The organism is Pseudomonas sp. NFACC56-3, from assembly GCF_900100025.1.
GTDB classification, from domain to species: Bacteria; Pseudomonadota; Gammaproteobacteria; order Pseudomonadales; family Pseudomonadaceae; genus Aquipseudomonas; species Aquipseudomonas fluorescens_AA.
This window is the reverse complement of sequence record NZ_FMTK01000012.1, coordinates 51289-69069: the sequence shown is the minus strand read 5'-3', so window position 1 is coordinate 69069 and position 17781 is coordinate 51289. Positions and strand designations below refer to the sequence as shown.

Here is a 17781-nt window from a genome sequence, read left to right as displayed (position 1 = left end):
CGGCTGGCCGTGGGCTTGAGGGTTTTAATGTAGTGAAATCTTGGTTTGTTTTTTCTGTTAGTTGTTGGTTGTTGTCCTGGGATTAAGTGCGGTTACAGTTCTGTGCTTGTTACCCTTAAGGTGGATAGGTAAGTATGGCGCTCGGGCCCATGGAGGGCTTTAATTAAATAAGGGACATATTCAATGAATGCTAAATTTGATTCGGTTATCACCTTGGCGGACCGCCTGGAACGCCTGAATGCCTACGATATATCGCCGGACGATGTAATTGTTTCCCCTCGGATTGCCAGATATAAAGCGGCAGGGTTTGACAACGAAATCGAAAAGCCGGACCGCGCTTCGATTGTCGGAGACGCTATCATGTCGTTCGTTTCAGGTATGACGGCGCAAAATCAAGCGGATATCCAGCATTCCTATCTATTTGCATCGCTGGTTGCCAGTAAGAAGTATCCACGGGATGACGAAGGCGAGGAATGGTATAAAACCTTCCTTGACGTCATGCAGAGTTGTGGCTGGACCATTCTGCGGCATTACCACGATAAGGTTGCCGCGTCCGGCAAGAGTTTCAAGATGGATCAACTGGTGTTGAAAATCCTCGGTTCGGCGGTGGCGGCTGCTGCCGTTCCTGGTCCAACTTCGTTGTTGATGCTTAAAGTGGCCGGTGATGCGATCGCCGCATTGCAAACCAATGACAAGTCGCTGCGGCTCTTTGACCAGAATATCCAGGAGTCCGGCACCGGTGGCTTTGGTGTGGCGAGCTGTCACGAAACCCCGCACGGTGAAATCCTCATGGCATTAGGCGCCGTGCGTTTCATCAAGCGGACGAACCAGACCAAGGTCCTGTTCGTGGATTGGGACAGCAGTTCGGTAGACTTGTATCGCGGTGAATGTCATATGACCATGGTGCCGACAATTATCAGTGCAACTCGAGAGATGATTGTTGCAAAGCTGGGTGAACGCGCGAAACAAAAAATCGACGAGTACGAGATCTGATTGATTGATCTCCTGGCGACTACCGAGGTAGTCGCCATCCGTTAATGGAATAAGGTAATTGTCATGAAAGATCATTGTTCGATTTTTATTGATGCCGGTGCTGTTGTCCTGCTGCCCACTGACCTGATTGGGCAGGACCGGCTCGATATATTGAATTCGATATTGTTTGCCCAGCTGGTAGCCAGTAAAAAATACCCCGCTCTTGCCCGGTCCAGTGACTGGTACTCAGCGTACCGGGAAGTACTGAATAATGGCTGGATGCAAAAGGCCGTGAGTTGGGACAGCTTTACACTCGCTGCCTCATCGAAAACCAACCTGATGGGATGTGTCGAAGAGCGGCTGGGAGAATATGTTGAGCGAACTTTGATTACGCAGGTAACTGATGTATTGAAGCGCGTCGCCCAGTTGTCCAGCACGTTGCCCGCTATCGAATTGCTGCGTGAACATGCCCATCGGCCGAAAAGCCCGGATTCGTCCGAGGCGCCCCATAAAGCACCCGACAGAATCAGGCTGCAAGTCATCCTGGCCCAACAGGGCCCTGCATTGAGTAGCGTCTGCCTGGAGTTCGAGCCCGAGCACGTGACGTCCAACCCTCTTGGACAACTCTTCTCCACCGATCCTGTGGTGGGCAATATTCAATTGCGTTGCTTCAAGGCGAATTTGTCCCAGGCGCTCTATGCGCCCTTCCGTGATGCGATTGTCCACAAGCTGGGGGATAAGGCCGCCAGAAACATCATCGATATTTCCGATGCGGTCGAGCAAGCGCAACCGGAAGCGGGGGCGTTATGACGGATCAAGGGTTTCGATCGGCCGACGGGCAGCGGTTGCGCCTGGATGAGGCATCGAGGGCAGCGGTGGTGGGCGGGAGTATCGTGTCCTTCGACGAGGGTTTGTCCCTCCAAGATCGCGAGGATATCTACCTGAGCAACTTGTACGCGCAGTTGGCAACCCGTTCGGCGTACAAGGACGGTCTGGTCGGTAACTGGTTCGACTATTACAAGAACAAGCTCAGGTACCTGGGGTGGGACTCGGCGCGTCCTGTCAGTGCGGGGCAGGCCGGGCAAGGATTGATGGCCGATAGCGTTTCGCAGCAGATCGCCCGTTCCTTTGGCGCAGGCTATTCGCGGCAGGCCAGCCAGGCGATAGCAACGCTTGGACGAAGCCCTGCTGCGCTCGAGCTGTTTGAACGAACGAGCCTACAGCGCAATACGGGATTCTTCCAGGTGATCCCCTGCGTGGCCAAATCCCGCGGGAAAGTGGAAATCGCGTTGTATCACAAGCAGTTCCGCACCCGCAGGACGGGCTCGGGATTTCTGTTCTGGCCAATGGAGGAAGTGGTGGAAAGCAGCGTGGAGGAAATGGCCGTCGTGACATTCAGCACGCTGCATTACGCAACGTTCAGGCAAAAAGTCGCGGCCGCGGTGATCGCCGAAACGACTCGTCACCTGCATGAGCTGGAAATCTGAACGACGCTACGGGTAGTCGCTGAATGCTCTTCGCGGGTTCAGGGCGTATGCACGGCCTTGTTCTGCTGGTCGCGCTGGGCCACCCAGTGTTCGATCAGCTCGCGCAGTTGCGACAGTTCCACCGGCTTGGCCATGTGCCCGTCCATCCCGGCCTGGCGGGCGCGTTCCTTGTGCTCGGCCAGGATGTGCGCGGTGAGCGCCACCACTGGCGTGCGGGTGCGCTGGTTACCCATTTCCCAGGCACGCAGTTGCTGGGTGGCGGAAAACCCGTCGAGGATCGGCATTTCGCAGTCCATCAGGACCAGGTCGTAGCGCTGCTCCTTCATGGCCTTGAGGGCTTCCTCGCCGTTGCTGGCGGTGTCGGGTTGCAGGTTGAGCTTGCCGAGCATGCCACGGATGACCTTGGTGGAAATGCTGTTGTCCTCGGCCACCAGGATGCGGAAATCGCTCGGCACCTTCACCGGGGGGGGAGGACTGGCGTTCACCTGCACGTTCGTAGCCTGGCCCCGGTTGCGCTGGTTCAGCTCGTCCGCCAGGGTGGTCTTGAGGGTATAGCCGGCCACCGGTTTGGCGAGGATGCGCTTGACCCCGCTGTTGCGCGCCACGATCTTGCTCGGCGCATTGCTGATACCGGTGAGCATGATCAACAGGATGTCATGGTTCAGGCTCGGGTCTTCCTTGATCTTGGCCGCCAATTGCATGCCGGTCATGCCCGGCATGTTCTGGTCCAGCAGCACCACGTCGAAATAATCCCGCAGGTGTGCCTTGGTGCGCAGCAGCGCCAGGGCTTCCTTGCCCGAGGGCACCGCGCTGACGTTCAGGCCCCAGGCGCTGCACTGCTGTACCAGCACCTTGCGGCAGGTGTCGTTGTCGTCGACGATCAACACCCGTGCCCCTTGCAGCGGGCCATCGAGGTCGGAGGTCGGGTGTTCGAGGCGATCCGGGTCCAGGGGCAAGGTCAGCCACAAGGTACTGCCCTGGTTGCTGCCGCTCTTGATGCCGAACTCCCCGTGCATCAGCATGATCAGCTGGCGGGCGATAACCAGCCCCAGGTTGCCCCCCAGGCGCGTGGCGGAAAGGAAGTTCTTGCTGTGCAGCTCGGCGTGCATCAGCGTGTCGCGCTCTTCAGCGTCCATCGGCGTCCCGCTGTCCTGCACGGCGATGCGCAGGCGCGGCTGATGGCTGCGCTCGTCCAGGGCGACGACGATCAGCACTTCGCCCTCGTCGGTCTTCTTCAGGGCGTTTTCCAGCAGGCTCAGCAGCGCCTGGCGCAGCCGCGTCGGGTCGCCGCTGATCACCCGCGGCACCTGGGGCTGGATGAAGCTGATCAGCTCGACGTTCTGCTGTTCGGCCTTGGCGCGGAAGATGCTCAGGCAATCCTCGATCAACGCATTGAGGTCGAACTGCACATCGTCCAGTTCGATCTGCCCGGATTCGAGCCGGGAAATGTCGAGGATCTCGTTGATCAGGGTCAGCAGTTCATTGCCGGCGCTGTGGATCGTTTGCACGTAGTCGCGTTGCTTGACCGACAGTGGCGTGCCCAGCAGCAGCTCGGTCATGCCCAGCACGCCGTTCATCGGGGTGCGGATCTCATGGCTGATCTTGGCCAGGAACTCGGCCTTGGCATTGATCTCGGCATTGCTCGCCGCCAGGTCGCGGCTGATGCTGAAGCGGCTTTCGTTGATCGAGCGCTGGCGCTCGCCCAGGGCGACACTCATCAGCAGGCCGCTGATGCAGATGAAGATCAGCAGGGTGATGATCAAGCCTTGGGGGGGGACTTCCGTGAGCCCTTGCAGGGCCGGAAGAATGATCAGCGTGCCCAGGTTGAAGACCACCATGGCCGCGACGAACAGCCGGGCCGGGCGGTAGCCCTTTTGCCAGTGCCAGGCGCTGACGAACAGCATGCTCAGGCCTGCGAGGGCCACCAGGGCATAGGTCATGATATTGAGTGGCAGCGTGTTGACGAACAACAGCAGCAGGCTGCACAGCATGACGAACACAATGTCCCCCAGCAGTAACCGGTTCAACGGGTGCGGCCCCAGGGGCGCGAAGAAGCGGTAGGCGAACATCAGGCCGCAGGGCGCCGTCAGCAGCAACGCTAGGTAAGCGCCGGGCGTCTGCACCGCCGGCCAGTCGGGCAGCCAGGGCCCGGCCAAGTTCAGCAACAGCGCCAGGCTGAGCATCAGCAGCCCTTCACAGGCGGCCAGCCACAGGCAACTGCGGGAACGGGTGTAGGCGTAGCGAGTGAGGTTGTGCAGGATCAGCATGGCGATGCAGCCGAACAGCAGCCCATAGATCAGCGTCTGGTTCTGATCGGCCGCCGCCACGACGGCCGATTGCAACGTGATGTAGGGGCGCAGTTCGTGACGCGAGGCCAGTCGCAGGTAAACGTCCAATGATTTGTCGCTGCGCGGCAGTGGCAACATGAGTTCGCTGCTGGGCACCGCCGGTTCCGTATGCGGCGTGGCATTGCCGCCGACCTGTTGCTCGACCAGAGCGTCACCGTCCAGCACATAGAGGTTCAGGCGTGACAGGTCGGGGGCGAAGATGCGCAGGATTTGTTCATGCCTGTCCGGGGCCAGGCGAAAGCGCAGCCACAATGCTCCGCCGGGCTCGGCGGCCCTGAGGCGGTCCAGGTCGATGGGGCTGAATTGATTGGTGTAGCGAGCGGAGCGGATGTCGCTCAGCGTCAGGTCGCCCTGTTCATCGAGCAATACCGCCCAGCCACTGCCTGGCGCGGCCTGGGCCGGGAGCATGCAGAGCAGCGTCAGCAGGGTGACGGTAAAGCCTATGGCAATCCTGAGCCAGCGCACGGCGAAATCCCTTCGTAGGTTGATGCCAGATTATAACTATGCGCGGCGCCGGAACAGTCAGGCAAGGGCCGCAGACCCTTGCCTGACTGAATGGCCGGGTTATTCCAGATTTTCGCCACGCTCACGGGCAATGGCGCGGTAGCCAATGTCCTTGCGGTAGAAACAACCTTCCCAGTCGATCTCGGCGGCAAGCTTGTAGGCCTGCTGCTGAGCGTCGTCGACACTGGCGCCCAGGGCGGTGGCGCAAAGCACACGACCGCCGGCGGTGACCACTTGCCCATCCTTCAATGCCGTGCCTGCATGGAAGACTTTGCCTTCCAGCCGGGCCGCGGCGTCCAGGCCCCGGATTGCGCTACCTTTGGCGTAGTCGCCCGGGTAACCGCCGGCCGCCAATACGACACCGACGCTTGGGCGCGGATCCCATTGGGCTTCGACCTTGTCCAGGGCCTGGGCCAGTGCGGCCTCGACCAGCAGGACCAGGCTCGATTGCAAGCGCAGCATGACCGGCTGGGTCTCAGGATCGCCGAAACGGCAGTTGAATTCGATGACTTTTGGGTTACCAGCCTTGTCGATCATCAGGCCTGCGTAGAGGAAACCAGTGTAGACGTTGCCTTCTTCGGCCATGCCGCGCACGGTCGGCCAGATCACCTGGTCCATGACGCGCTGGTGCACCTGGGCGGTCACCACTGGGGCAGGGGAGTAGGCGCCCATGCCGCCGGTATTCGGGCCGCTGTCGCCATCGCCGACACGCTTGTGGTCCTGGCTGGTGGCCATTGGCAGTACGTTCTTGCCATCGACCATGACGATGAAGCTGGCTTCCTCGCCGTCGAGGAACTCTTCGATCACCACGCGGGAACCGGCGTCACCGAAGGCATTGCCAGCGAGCATGTCGCGCACGGCGTCTTCGGCTTCGGCCAGGGTCATGGCAACGATCACGCCCTTGCCGGCGGCCAGGCCGTCGGCCTTGATCACGATCGGTGCGCCTTTCTCGCGCAGGTACGCCAGGGCCGGTTCGATTTCGGTGAAGTTCTGGTAGTCGGCGGTCGGGATCTTGTGGCGCGCCAGGAAATCCTTGGTGAACGCTTTCGAGCCTTCCAGCTGCGCGGCGCCAGCGGTCGGGCCGAAGCAGTCCAGGCCACGGGAGCGGAACAGGTCGACCACGCCGGCGACCAGCGGCACTTCCGGGCCGACGATGGTCAGCGAGACGTTCTTCTCGGCGAAGTCGGCCAGTTGCTCCAGGGCCAGCACGTCGATGGCGACGTTTTCGCACTTGGCTTCGATGGCGGTGCCGGCATTGCCCGGCGCCACGAAAACCTTCTGCACACGGGGATCCTGGGCCACTTTCCAGGCCAGGGCGTGTTCGCGGCCACCGCTGCCAATGATCAAAACATTCATTTCAAAAACCTCGGATGACGCTGATTCTGTATGCAGCACTGAAGCTGCTTTTGTGTGGGAGCGAGCTTGCTCGCGATGGCGGTGTGTCAGCGGACTTCAATGCTGACTGATCCGACGCTATCGCGAGCAAGCTGGCTCCCACAGTCGATCGGTGTATCAGTGGCGGAAGTGGCGCATGCCGGTGAACACCATCGCAATCCCTGCTTCATCAGCAGCCGCAATCACTTCGTTGTCACGCATCGAGCCACCCGGCTGGATCACGGCGGTGATGCCGACCTTGGCCGCGTTGTCGATGCCGTCGCGGAACGGGAAGAACGCATCGGAGGCCATGACCGCGCCCTGTACCTGCAAGCCGGCGTGTTCAGCCTTGATGGCGGCGATGCGGGCCGAGTTCACGCGGCTCATCTGGCCGGCACCGACACCGATGGTCTGGCGGTTCTTGGCGTAGACGATGGCATTGGACTTGACGTACTTGGCGACTTTCCAGGCGAAGATCAGGTCGTTGATTTCCTGCTCGCTCGGGGCGCGCCGGGTCACCACTTTCAGGTCTTCGCTGCCGATCATGCCGATGTCACGGCTCTGGACCAGCAGGCCGCCATTGACACGCTTGTAGTCCCAGGCCGGCGCGCGATCGGCCGACCATTGGCCGCAGGCCAGCAGGCGCACGTTGGCCTTGGCGGCAACGATGGCGCGGGCTTCTTCACTGACGGAAGGGGCGATGATCACTTCGACGAACTGACGCTCGACGATGGCCTTGGCGGTCTCGGCGTCCAGTTCACGGTTGAAGGCGATGATGCCGCCGAAGGCCGACTCGGTGTCGGTGGCGTAGGCCAGTTCGTAGGCCTGGCGGATGCCGCCCTCGGCGTCCGGGCTCACGGCCACGCCGCACGGGTTGGCGTGCTTGACGATCACGCAGGCTGGCTTGACGAAGCTCTTCACGCACTCCAGCGCGGCGTCGGTGTCGGCCACGTTGTTGAACGACAGTTCCTTGCCTTGCAGTTGGGTGGCGGTGGCAATGCCGACTTCGGCAGGCTTGGCTTCCACGTAGAACGCCGCGCTCTGGTGCGGGTTCTCGCCGTAGCGCATTTCCTGGGCCTTGACGAATTGGGTGTTGAAGGTGCGCGGGAATTCGCTGCGGCCTTCGGTCGACAGGGTTTCAGCGGCCTGGTTCACGGTGCCCATGTAGTTGGCGATCATGCCGTCGTAGGCGGCGGTGTGTTCGAAGGCCTTGAGCATCAGGTCGAAACGCTGGGCGTAGGTCAGGCCACCGGCCTTGAGGTTCTCTAGCACGCTGGCGTAGTCGCTGGCGTTGACCACGATGGCCACGTCTTTATGGTTCTTGGCCGCCGAGCGGACCATGGTCGGGCCGCCGATGTCGATGTTCTCGATGGCGGTCGGCAGGTCGCAGCCAGGCTTGCTGATGGTGGCTTCGAACGGGTAGAGGTTGACCGCCACCAGGTCGATCGGCTTGATGCCGTGTTCGTTCATGATGGCGTCGTCGATGCCGCGACGGCCCAGGATCCCGCCGTGGATTTTCGGGTGCAGGGTCTTGACCCGACCGTCCATCATTTCCGCAAAACCGGTGTAGTCCGCGACTTCCACTGCGGCAACGCCATTGTCCTGCAGCAGCTTGAAGGTCCCGCCGGTGGAGAGAATCTCGACGCCCAGCTGTTGCAGCTCGCGGGCGAATTCGAGGATCCCGGTCTTGTCGGAAACGCTGATCAAGGCGCGGCGGATCGGCAGGCGGGTGGTCTGGTCGGTCATTTCAATTTCCATCAAAAGCAAGGGAAGTCAGCAAAAAAGGCGACCGTTTTTTATGCGGGCGCCTTTCTGGTTTGATTGAATGCTTACAGCAGATCGTACTGCTTGAGTTTCTTGCGCAGGGTGCCGCGGTTCAGGCCCAGCAGTTCACTGGCCTTGGTCTGGTTGCCCTTGACGTAATTCATCACGCTTTCGAGCAGCGGTGCCTCGACTTCGGAAAGCACCAGGTTGTACACATCCGTGACGGCAGCGCCCTCAAGGTGGGCGAAATAATTGTGCAGCGCCTTCTCGACACTCCCGCGAAGGGTCTGACCTTCTTCGCTGGGCGTGTTGAGGTGCTGTTTCAAATTCACGTTGTCGCTCACGGGTGCTGTTCCACTCACTAAAGTCTCGGTCATCATCGTCATGCGGCCACCCCTTCGTCCCCTGTCAGGCTCTTGTAACGCTCAGCGAAGAACGCCTGAACGTCGGCGCATTGTGCTTGCGTACCATCCAAACGATTGAAACGGGCGCGAAACTCCCTGGCGCCCGGCAGGGTTGCGAGATACCAGCCCACATGCTTGCGAGCGATGCGTACGCCCATGACTTCTCCGTAGAAGGCATGTAGCGCGGCCAGATGCTCTAGCAGAATACGTTCCACCTCGGACAACTGCGGCGCCGCCAGCTTTTCGCCAGTGCGCAGGTAGTGTTCGATCTCACGAAAAATCCATGGCCGCCCCTGGGCGGCCCGGCCGATCAACAGGCCATCGGCACCGGTCGCGTCCAGCACGTACCGGGCCTTCTCGGGCGAATCGATGTCGCCGTTGGCAAAGACCGGAATCGACACCGCCTGCTTGATCGCGGCGATGGTGTCGTACTCGGCTTCGCCGGTGTACAGGTCGGCACGGGTGCGGCCATGGACCGCCAACGCCGTGATGCCCGCCTGTTCGGCGATCTTCGCCACCACCAGGCCATTCTTGTTCTCCCGGTCCCACCCGGTGCGGATCTTCAGGGTCACCGGCACATCGACCGCGGCCACTACGGCCTGCAGGATCTCGGTGACCAGCGCTTCATCTTTCAACAGTGCCGAGCCTGCGGCCTTGTTGCAGACCTTTTTCGCCGGGCAACCCATGTTGATGTCGATGATCTGCGCCCCCAACTCGACGTTCGCCCGGGCCGCCTCCGCCAGCATCTGTGCGTCGCCACCGGCGATCTGTACCGAGCGTGGCTCGGGATCGCCTTCGTGGATCATGCGCAGACGCGATTTGCGGGTGTTCCACAAACTCATGTCGCTGGTGACCATTTCCGACACCACCAGTCCTGCGCCCAAGCGTTTGCACAACTGACGAAAGGGCTGGTCGGTGACGCCCGCCATAGGGGCGAGAACCAGGCCGTTCTGCAATGTATATGGGCCGATGCGTACCGCCGACATAGGACTTCCCTGAAGTGGGGCCGGATCATGAGACTTCGAAAAAGGGTTGGCATGATACCCGCTCTCGATGACTGGATAAAGATCGAATTGGATAAAATCTGAACAGCTATTTTGTTATCGCCAGCGGTTTGGTCTGGGCGGGGTCAGTCAGAAAGCCGCCGTCAATGGGCCGACCCTGGCCGGTTTCATTCGGGGGAATGAAAGCTCAAGCTGTAGTTCACCGCCTTGGGACCCGGATCCAGGATATCCAGCGCGATGTGGATGGGCGTTTGCGGCGGCATTTCGCCGCGGCCCTCGAGATCGCCGCCCAGGTACTCCCCGGGCTTGAAGCGACGGCTGGCGATCAGGTGCCCGTTGAGGTCGGCAAAGCGCAGCTCCAGCAACGGAAAAGGTTGGGAGAAGGGCGCACGGTTGTAGATGATCGCGTCCACCACCAGGGCACCGCTGAACTCCGGATGGCTGCGCACCACCAGGTTGCTGCTTTTGATCTTGGCGATGTCGACCTTGGACGGTACGTCGCAACCGATGGTCGGACAGATTTGCAGGAACCACGGCCGGTATTGGTCCTGGCGGGCCAGTTCTTCGAAATGGTAGGCGATGTACTGGCCACCCAGGGCCGCGGCGGCGAGCAGGATCAGCAGGGCCCACAACAGGCGGCGGCCCCAGGGCGAACGGCGTTTGCGCCAGTCCAGTTGCAGCGGGTCGTCGTCCAGGTCCTGGAGGGCCTCGGCGCGTATCCCCGGCTCCTGGCGCTCCCGTGACTTGCGCAGTGGCAGCGGTCGCTCGGGCTCATCGTCGTGGTCGTGGTCATCGGTGGCGGACAGGCGCTCGAGGTGTTCGTCGGGCTCGTCGTCCGGCGCGAGGTGGAGCGGGGCGACCGGTTCGTCGTCCGGTTCCAGTGGTTCGAGGGCCAGGGACAGGGACGGCTCGGTACGGGGTGGTCGCGCCGGTTCGTGGGGTTCGAACGGCTCGAAGGGGGTATCGAGGACGGTTTCGACGCGCTCGCCCGAGGTGTCGCTGTACAGGCTGTCGGGCCAGGTTTGCTGTTCGCTGGAGAGCGAATCGCGTTGCGCGCTCAGGTTGTCTTCCCGGCGCCGGCCGGCATTGCCCGGGGCGCGATTGTCGCGGCGCTCCAGGCGCGCCAGTTCCTTGTCCAGGTCATCCAGATCCAGCTCGGCGGCGCTCCATTGTTTCTGGCTGATCGCCCGGGGCGGGGCGTCGGTGGCCGGCTTGGCGGCTGGCGCGACGGCAGGCACCGCTTGCTTGGCTGTGCGTTGTTCCAGCAACTGTTGTGCGGCATTGAATACCTGCAGGCACGAGCCGCAACGAACCACCCCGCGGGCCACGCTCAATTGAGCATGGCTGACGCGAAAACGGGTGTGGCAATGCGGGCACTGGGTGACGAAGCTGTCAGTCATGCGGCAATCCGGTGGATACAGGCGCTCATTCTAGCGCCGACGTCCGGTGATGCGCACCCAGCCATCGCGATTGGCGATCGGGTCCAGGTCAAAGTCCGCGGCATAAGCGGCGGCGACTTCTTCGCCCTGTTCGGCGAGGATGCCCGACAGCGCCAGGCGTCCGCCCGGCTTGACCAGGCTCGACAGTTGCGGCGCCAGGGCTACCAGCGGGCCGGCCAGGATGTTGGCCACCAGCACGTCGGCCTGGACCTGTGGCAAGTCCTGGGGCAAATACAGCGGGAACAGGGCTTCGGCGATGTTGTTGCGCCCGGCGTTGTCGCGGGAGGCTTCCAGGGCCTGGACGTCGATGTCGGTGCCGACCGCTTCCCGGGCGCCCAGCAGGAGCGCGGCAATCGCGAGGATCCCCGAGCCACAGCCAAAGTCCAGTACGTTGCAGCCCTTCAGGTCCTGGCTGTCGAGCCATTCCAGGCACAGCGCGGTGGTCGGGTGGGTGCCGGTGCCGAACGCCAGGCCCGGGTCCAGCAGCAGGTTGACCGCGTCCGGCTCTGGCGCGGCATGCCAGCTCGGGACGATCCACAGGCGCTGGCCGAAACGCATCGGCTGGAAGTTGTCCATCCAGCTGCGTTCCCAATCCTGATCCTCGATCACTTCACTGTGATGCTCGGGCAGCGGGCTGCCGGTCAGCAGCTCGAGATGGGCCAGCACGCTGGCGGCCTCGGTGCCGCCTTCGAACAGGGCCAGCAGGTGGGTGTGGGACCACAGCGGGGTGGTATTGAGCTCCGGCTCGAAGATCGGCTGGTCTTCGGCGTCCATGAAGGTTACCGATACAGCGCCTACTTCAAGAAACGCGTCTTCGTAGGTTTCGGCTTGTTCCGGGCTGATGGCCAGGCGTACTTGCAGCCAAGGCATGGCGGGCACCTTTGAAAATATCCACAGGGGGGCAGCGCAGGGCTGCAAAGGCGCGCAGTGTACGCCAGGTCGCCGCCAAAGTGGATAAGCGAGTCTCGCGCCGTCGGGGCGGTGTTTCGATATATATATGTATGCCATGGGCCTGTCCCAGGGCGGATAAGGTGCCGGTCCACACAGCAGGGAGGATTGTGTATGGACATCATTGCCGGACGGCAAGGCAACATGGAGCGCACGGGGCCGGTCGATTCCCCGCCAGTGTCGACCGCACAGGCGACCCTGGAAAAACTGACACGTTGGCAGGCGGCGATCGACGCGCGACTGCACACCCAGATGAGCCTGCTGGAGGTGCTGGAAGAATACTTGCTGGTCGAGCTGCGCACCTACCATTACCAAGGCAACATCGATCCACACTTCCTGGGCACCCTGCTCGATACCGTGCTGCAGCGCATGATCGACCAGGCGCCTTTGGTGTATGACGAGGAGCAGGACGCACCCTACCGTTGGCCCGACGGGCCAGACTTGGGTTTTGCGGCCGAGCGCCGGGCGTTCGTTGTCCAGGCGGTGGAAGGCGCGGCCTCGAGGTTTGTCGATCACTACAAGGACTATCTGCGGCGGCATTGGCGAATGACTGCGTACGATGCCTCCCTCGAAGACGTGGTCAGGCAAAAACTGGATGAGCACAGGGTCGCGGTCGACGAGCTGTTCCGGCCTGACCGTCTGGCTGGCCTGGGTGTCGATGAGTTGCGAGAGCAGATCGAAGCTCTCCAGGACGCCTGGCGCCGGACGAGTCGCTTGACTGTATTGGCAACCACGGCCGAGCGCCGGGACCTTGGCGCGCTGGCACGATTGCAATTGCCGCATTGGCTGCGGGGGCTGAGCCCTCCCGATCGTGAATCGTTGCGGGCTTTCGAGAGCCAGGCCGCGCTGGCGCAGGCGCTGGTGGATGAGCGGGTCGATGGCCTGGGCTCGCTGCGGGCCTTCGCTCGGCAACTGGCCAGGAACTATGTCAGGCAGGAGTTGGACATGGAGGTCGAGCCGGACAGCATTCGTGTGCAGTTGCAGTGGCGAACGGTCGTTGGTCAGCCCGTACGCACCTACAGCCTGAGTGAACTGGTGGCGGCAGGCCCGGTCCGGCCGGACGCGGTGTCGGTGTTCCTGGTCGAGAACGGCGGCATGCTCCGTAACCAGCCTCTTTCACCGGCCTTCATTGCGCAGTTGTTGGCCAGCGTCGACGCGCCTGCCGGGTACTTGCCAGCCTTGGTCGAGCGGTATGAGGCGGGGGACCTGAAGGACGCCATGCTCGATTGGTTTGTGGCGCGGTTGCAGCACAGTGCGTTTGTCGCCCGTTGTGCAGGCCAGTTGTCGGTGACCAGCCATGACCACCTCGCAGCCCTCTGGGAAGGCGACATCGCGACGCCCATCGCCGGCGGGTTGCGTGTCGCCAGCCTGGTGCTCCCCAATGGCCTGAAGTGTGCCGATCTCCTGGTGTTTTATCGTGAAGACGGGGGCGGTGCTGTCAGTGGCCTGCTGCTGTTTGCCCCCGGCAAACCCGATGGCCAGGAATGGATCGAATTGCCTTCGCTGCGGGCCCTGAGCGGCGAAGTCGGGGCCTGGACCCAGCACCAGGCCGGTCGCGAGTACCTGTTGCAGCAACTCTCGCCGACTGATCGTGGACAGGCCCGGGCGTACTTTGCCCGTGTGATGGAAAAACCGGTCTCCTGGGATCTGGAACGAGACCTCAGGGGCGCGCAGGCAAGTTTCAAGGCCTGTCTGCAGAACGCTGTCTCGACCGGCCTGGCCAATAACCTGGCACACGTGGAACTGAGCGAGTCGCCTCGCTGGTACTCGGCATTGCCGCTTGAGTCCCGGCGCAACATCAGCGGCCTGAGCCAGGAATTCTTGGTTCAGCGGCAAGTATTCGATGAGCAGTTCGTGGGCTATGAAGTGTTCATGGACTTCGCCAAGCGTACCTTCGCCGACATGATCGGGCCCTACATGCGCAGCAAGGGGGTGCTTGAGGCGGTCGATCCGGCCACGGTCTTCATCGATTACATTCCGGGGCTGGCCGCCGAGAAAAAAACCGCCAGCCTGCTGGACCTGGCCATCTACGGATACGAGCGCAACGCGGACATCGACGACCCCACCAAGGGCGTGCGTTCCTCTGTCGGGCAGGATTTGGCGCAGGTTCGCAGTGCCGATCTGGCGTCCTACATTCGCGTGGCCTACCTGGGTGAGCGATATGCCAGGCACATCCGTGCCGGATTCCTCGACGCCACGGCGCCCGAGTATGCCAAGCGCCGCGAGGCCTACTGCTACATGCTGTTGGCCAGGATGGACCGCGACCTGCGTGTGGCCTACGGCAAGTCGATGTTGAGCGCCGAAGCGTTCCAGTGGCTCACCCGGCAAGTCACGCTATTGAGCGACGGGCGGCCTGCAAACAGCGCCACGTACCCCGGTGTCGCCGTGGCGCGCGAAGGCGTGATCAAGCTGACCGTCGCCGGTCATGTGGTGTTGGGCGTCTACGTCTTCACCTACTTCGATCCGAAGGCTTCTTACTGGTTGTACACACCCGACGCGCCGGACGGCATCCTGTTTCGCCCGTACCTGGCGTTTTCCGGGAGCATCGCCGCGCAACTGCACGATTACGTACTGGAGCGGGTCGCACTCGCCGCCCGTGCCGCCGTGGGGCGGACACTGTTGGCGCTGGCGGCCGGGACCACTCGCGTCGACACATTGCGTGAACTCAATCGGCTGATGGATATCCATGCCGAGTTCGATGCAGGCATCGAGCGCGCTGTCACCGATGTGGAGGACATCACCACCAGTCGTGCCGAAATGATCCGCAACCAGGTATTCCAGGGCCTGGTCTTCGCGGCCGTTCCGGTGTGCATGGTTTATCCGCCCTTTGCCTTGTTGCTGGACATCGGCCTGATTGCCGTCAGCGCCAGGCAGGCCATCCAGAGACACGTGCAAGGCGACACGGAGGGCGCGCTCGGTCACTGGCTGATCGCGACCTGGGGAGCACTGTTCGCCACGCTCGGCGCCGCCAGCATGGCCACGGCACTGGGGCACGCGGCCAGGCACTTGCAGCGCGCCGTGAAGCCCTTGTCATTGTCTGCGCAACGCTTGAGAAGCACGTCATCGGTGGTCGCCAAAGAGTCCGGGCCGCTGGTTCCGGCCATACGCCTCAAGCCGCAGCAGGCGGTTGGCAGAACGCCAGGGGATCTGCAGTTGGTGACGGAGGAGGGGATTTTTTTCGGCACCTATCGCAGCCCGCCCAGCGCTTCGCAACCGCGGAGCACTTACTACATCGCGAGCGGGGGCAGGTACTACCAGGTGAAGAGGGACCCTTACTTTGGCGGCCTGTGTCTGGTGGATGCCCGGCGCCCCGGCGCGTTTTACAAATTGCCCATCCGCAGGATGGCGAATGGCAAGTGGACCCATAACAGAGTCGGGTTGAGCGGTGGCAATGATGAGGTGCGCAACCTGGGGCGTATAGGCGATTTGCGCGAGGCGTTCCCCGGGCATGTCTCCCCGGACGTGACAAGGGGGGCGTTGCAGGGCGAGGCCGTGGTGGCGAGGTTCAGCGAGGCGGCGGACAACTACCTGTTCTCGCTCAATGCACAGACGTGCGTGATCGCTTCGTTGTACAACCCGACCACCCGGGTCGGGGCGGTCATTCATTTCGATCACAACATCCGCGCGCTGATCGAGCGAAGTGTCCGGGATGTGATGCGGCGCCTGGGGGGATCGGCCAAGGATGTCCGTGCCACCCTGGTCGGCGGGGACTGGTTGACAGGGGCTGACATCGGCGAGCCGGTCAGGCAGGTGATGAGGCGGCACGGGCTGCGACCGACCTGGGATCACTGGTCGTATTCTTCCTGCCTGGGCAATAACTATGGCGTGTCCCTGGATCTGCGCACGGGTGTCACGTCGGTATTCAAGACGTCCGGCAGCCAGGTCGAACGCTTTTACATACCCGTCCTGGCGCGAGCGAAAAACAACACGGATCCGGTGTCCATGCGAGCTCGCGGATTCATGGCGCGCATGCGCAGCGACATCCTGGTGGAAAATGCCAACGGTGTCGTACTCACCCAGCAGGGGAGGCGGGCGAATGCTGCGAAGATCGAATCACACGCCTACTCCATGGTGGAGTTGAAGTGATCCGTCACTTGCGCCTTTGAGGCGCGCGCAAAAAAAGACCCCGGCCAATGGACCGGGGTCTTTTTACATCACGTGAGGCATCAGTGCTGGTTGCCCAGCTTGTGCTCCAGGTAATGGATGTTGACGCCGCCTTTGCAGAAGCCTTCGTCACGTACGAGATCGCGGTGCAGCGGGATGTTGGTCTTGATTCCGTCTACCACGATTTCGTCCAGCGCATTGCGCATGCGCGCCATGGCTTCTTCACGGGTCGCCCCGTAGGTGATCAGCTTGCCGATCAGCGAATCGTAGTTCGGCGGAACGGCATAACCGCTGTACAGGTGCGAATCGACGCGAACGCCATTGCCGCCTGGGGCATGGAAATGCTTGACCGTGCCTGGGCTTGGCATGAAGGTTTTCGGGTCTTCGGCGTTGATCCGGCATTCCAGCGCGTGACCGCGGATGACCACATCATCCTGGGTGAACGACAGCTTGTTGCCGGCGGCGATGCTGAGCATCTCCTTGACGATGTCGATACCGGTGACCATTTCCGAAACCGGGTGCTCCACCTGAACACGGGTGTTCATTTCGATGAAGTAGAAACGACCGTTCTCGTACAGGAACTCGAAGGTACCGGCGCCGCGATAGCCGATGTCGATACACGCCTTGACGCAACGAGCCAGGACTTCCTCGCGCGCTTTCTCGTCGATGCCCGGAGCCGGCGCTTCTTCGAGGACCTTCTGGTGACGACGTTGCAGCGAGCAGTCGCGGTCGCCCAGATGGATGGCCTGGCCCTGGCCGTCGGACAGCACCTGGACTTCGACGTGACGCGGGTTGGTCAGGAATTTTTCCAGGTAGACCATCGGGTTGCCGAACGCCGCGCCCGCTTCGGAGCGGGTCAGTTTCGCCGAGGAAATCAGGTCTTCTTCCTTGTGCACCACGCGCATGCCGCGACCACCGCCGCCGCCAGCGGCCTTGATGATCACCGGATAACCGACTTCGCGACCGATGCGCAAAGCGGTTTCTTCGTCTTCAGGCAGCGGGCCGTCGGAACCCGGAACGGTCGGTACACCAGCAGCGATCATGGCGTGCTTGGCCGAAACCTTGTCGCCCATCAGGCGGATGGTGTCGGCTTTCGGACCGATGAAGGCAAAACCGGAGTTTTCCACCTGTTCGGCGAAGTCGGCGTTTTCCGCCAGGAAACCGTAGCCCGGGTGAATGGCGGTGGCGCCGGTCACTTCGGCAGCGGCGATGATCGCCGGGATGTGCAGGTAGGAGTGCGCAGCCGACGCCGGACCGATGCAGACGGATTCGTCCGCCAGGCCCAGGTGCATCAGTTCTTTGTCGGCCTTGGAGTAAACGGCGACGGTCTTGATGCCCATCTCTTTGCAGGCACGCAGAATCCGCAGGGCGATCTCACCGCGGTTAGCGATCAGAACTTTTTCCAACTTCGCAGTCATCAAAGGCTCTCCGCG

12 protein-coding genes are annotated in these 17781 nt (G+C 62.0%); 4 read left to right on the top strand and 8 right to left on the bottom strand.

What is annotated here, in order from left to right:
* Positions 1-183 precede the first annotated feature (183 nt).
* The 3 genes from BLO80_RS17285 (at position 184) to BLO80_RS17275 (ending at position 2459) form a co-directional block, all read left to right on the top strand.
* Complete coding sequence (locus BLO80_RS17285; protein ID WP_092331065.1) at positions 184-993, top strand: hypothetical protein; 810 nt, start codon at positions 184-186, stop codon at positions 991-993.
* A 63-nt stretch (positions 994-1056) separates the two neighbouring features.
* Positions 1057-1782 (top strand): hypothetical protein, encoded by a 726-nt coding sequence (locus BLO80_RS17280; protein WP_092331066.1) that lies wholly within the window; start codon positions 1057-1059, stop codon positions 1780-1782.
* The gene (locus tag BLO80_RS17275; protein WP_256574218.1) at positions 1779-2459 is read left to right on the top strand and encodes a hypothetical protein; all 681 of its coding nucleotides are present in this window, start codon (positions 1779-1781) and stop codon (positions 2457-2459) included. Before BLO80_RS17280 ends, BLO80_RS17275 begins: the two co-directional genes overlap by 4 nt.
* A gap of 38 nt (positions 2460-2497) precedes the next feature.
* Here the strand turns inward: BLO80_RS17275 and BLO80_RS17270 are convergent, their stop codons facing one another.
* From BLO80_RS17270 to prmA, 7 genes are all read right to left on the bottom strand, one after another.
* On the bottom strand, positions 2498-5272 hold the full coding sequence (locus tag BLO80_RS17270) for a hybrid sensor histidine kinase/response regulator (protein WP_092331068.1): 2775 nt from the start codon (positions 5270-5272) through the stop codon (positions 2498-2500).
* Positions 5273-5371: 99 nt separating this feature from the next.
* Complete coding sequence (gene purD, locus BLO80_RS17265; protein ID WP_092331069.1) at positions 5372-6667, bottom strand: phosphoribosylamine--glycine ligase; 1296 nt, start codon at positions 6665-6667, stop codon at positions 5372-5374.
* Positions 6668-6823: 156 nt separating this feature from the next.
* Positions 6824-8431, bottom strand: coding sequence for a bifunctional phosphoribosylaminoimidazolecarboxamide formyltransferase/IMP cyclohydrolase (gene purH / locus BLO80_RS17260; protein WP_092331073.1), 1608 nt, complete (start codon positions 8429-8431; stop codon positions 6824-6826).
* Positions 8432-8514: 83 nt separating this feature from the next.
* Positions 8515-8835, bottom strand: a complete 321-nt coding sequence (gene fis / locus BLO80_RS17255) for a DNA-binding transcriptional regulator Fis (protein ID WP_007921650.1) — start codon at positions 8833-8835, stop codon at positions 8515-8517.
* A complete protein-coding gene (gene dusB / locus BLO80_RS17250) occupies positions 8832-9839 on the bottom strand; it encodes a tRNA dihydrouridine synthase DusB (RefSeq protein ID WP_053181619.1) in 1008 nt (335 codons plus the stop codon). The genes fis and dusB overlap by 4 nt, the downstream gene beginning before the upstream one ends.
* 185 nt (positions 9840-10024) lie before the next feature.
* On the bottom strand, positions 10025-11257 hold the full coding sequence (locus tag BLO80_RS17245) for a DUF3426 domain-containing protein (RefSeq protein WP_092331075.1): 1233 nt from the start codon (positions 11255-11257) through the stop codon (positions 10025-10027).
* Positions 11258-11287: 30 nt separating this feature from the next.
* Positions 11288-12166: a 50S ribosomal protein L11 methyltransferase gene (gene prmA, locus BLO80_RS17240; protein ID WP_092331078.1), complete on the bottom strand. Its 879-nt coding sequence runs from the start codon at positions 12164-12166 to the stop codon at positions 11288-11290.
* A gap of 192 nt (positions 12167-12358) precedes the next feature.
* Here prmA and BLO80_RS17235 point away from each other — a divergent pair, with 192 nt between their 5' ends.
* A complete protein-coding gene (locus tag BLO80_RS17235; RefSeq protein ID WP_092331081.1) occupies positions 12359-16330 on the top strand; it encodes a dermonecrotic toxin domain-containing protein in 3972 nt (1323 codons plus the stop codon).
* 80 nt (positions 16331-16410) lie between these two features.
* On the opposite strand, the gene accC is transcribed toward BLO80_RS17235, so the two are convergent.
* Positions 16411-17766, bottom strand: a complete 1356-nt coding sequence (accC, locus tag BLO80_RS17230; RefSeq protein WP_092331083.1) for an acetyl-CoA carboxylase biotin carboxylase subunit — start codon at positions 17764-17766, stop codon at positions 16411-16413.
* Positions 17767-17781 lie beyond the last annotated feature (15 nt).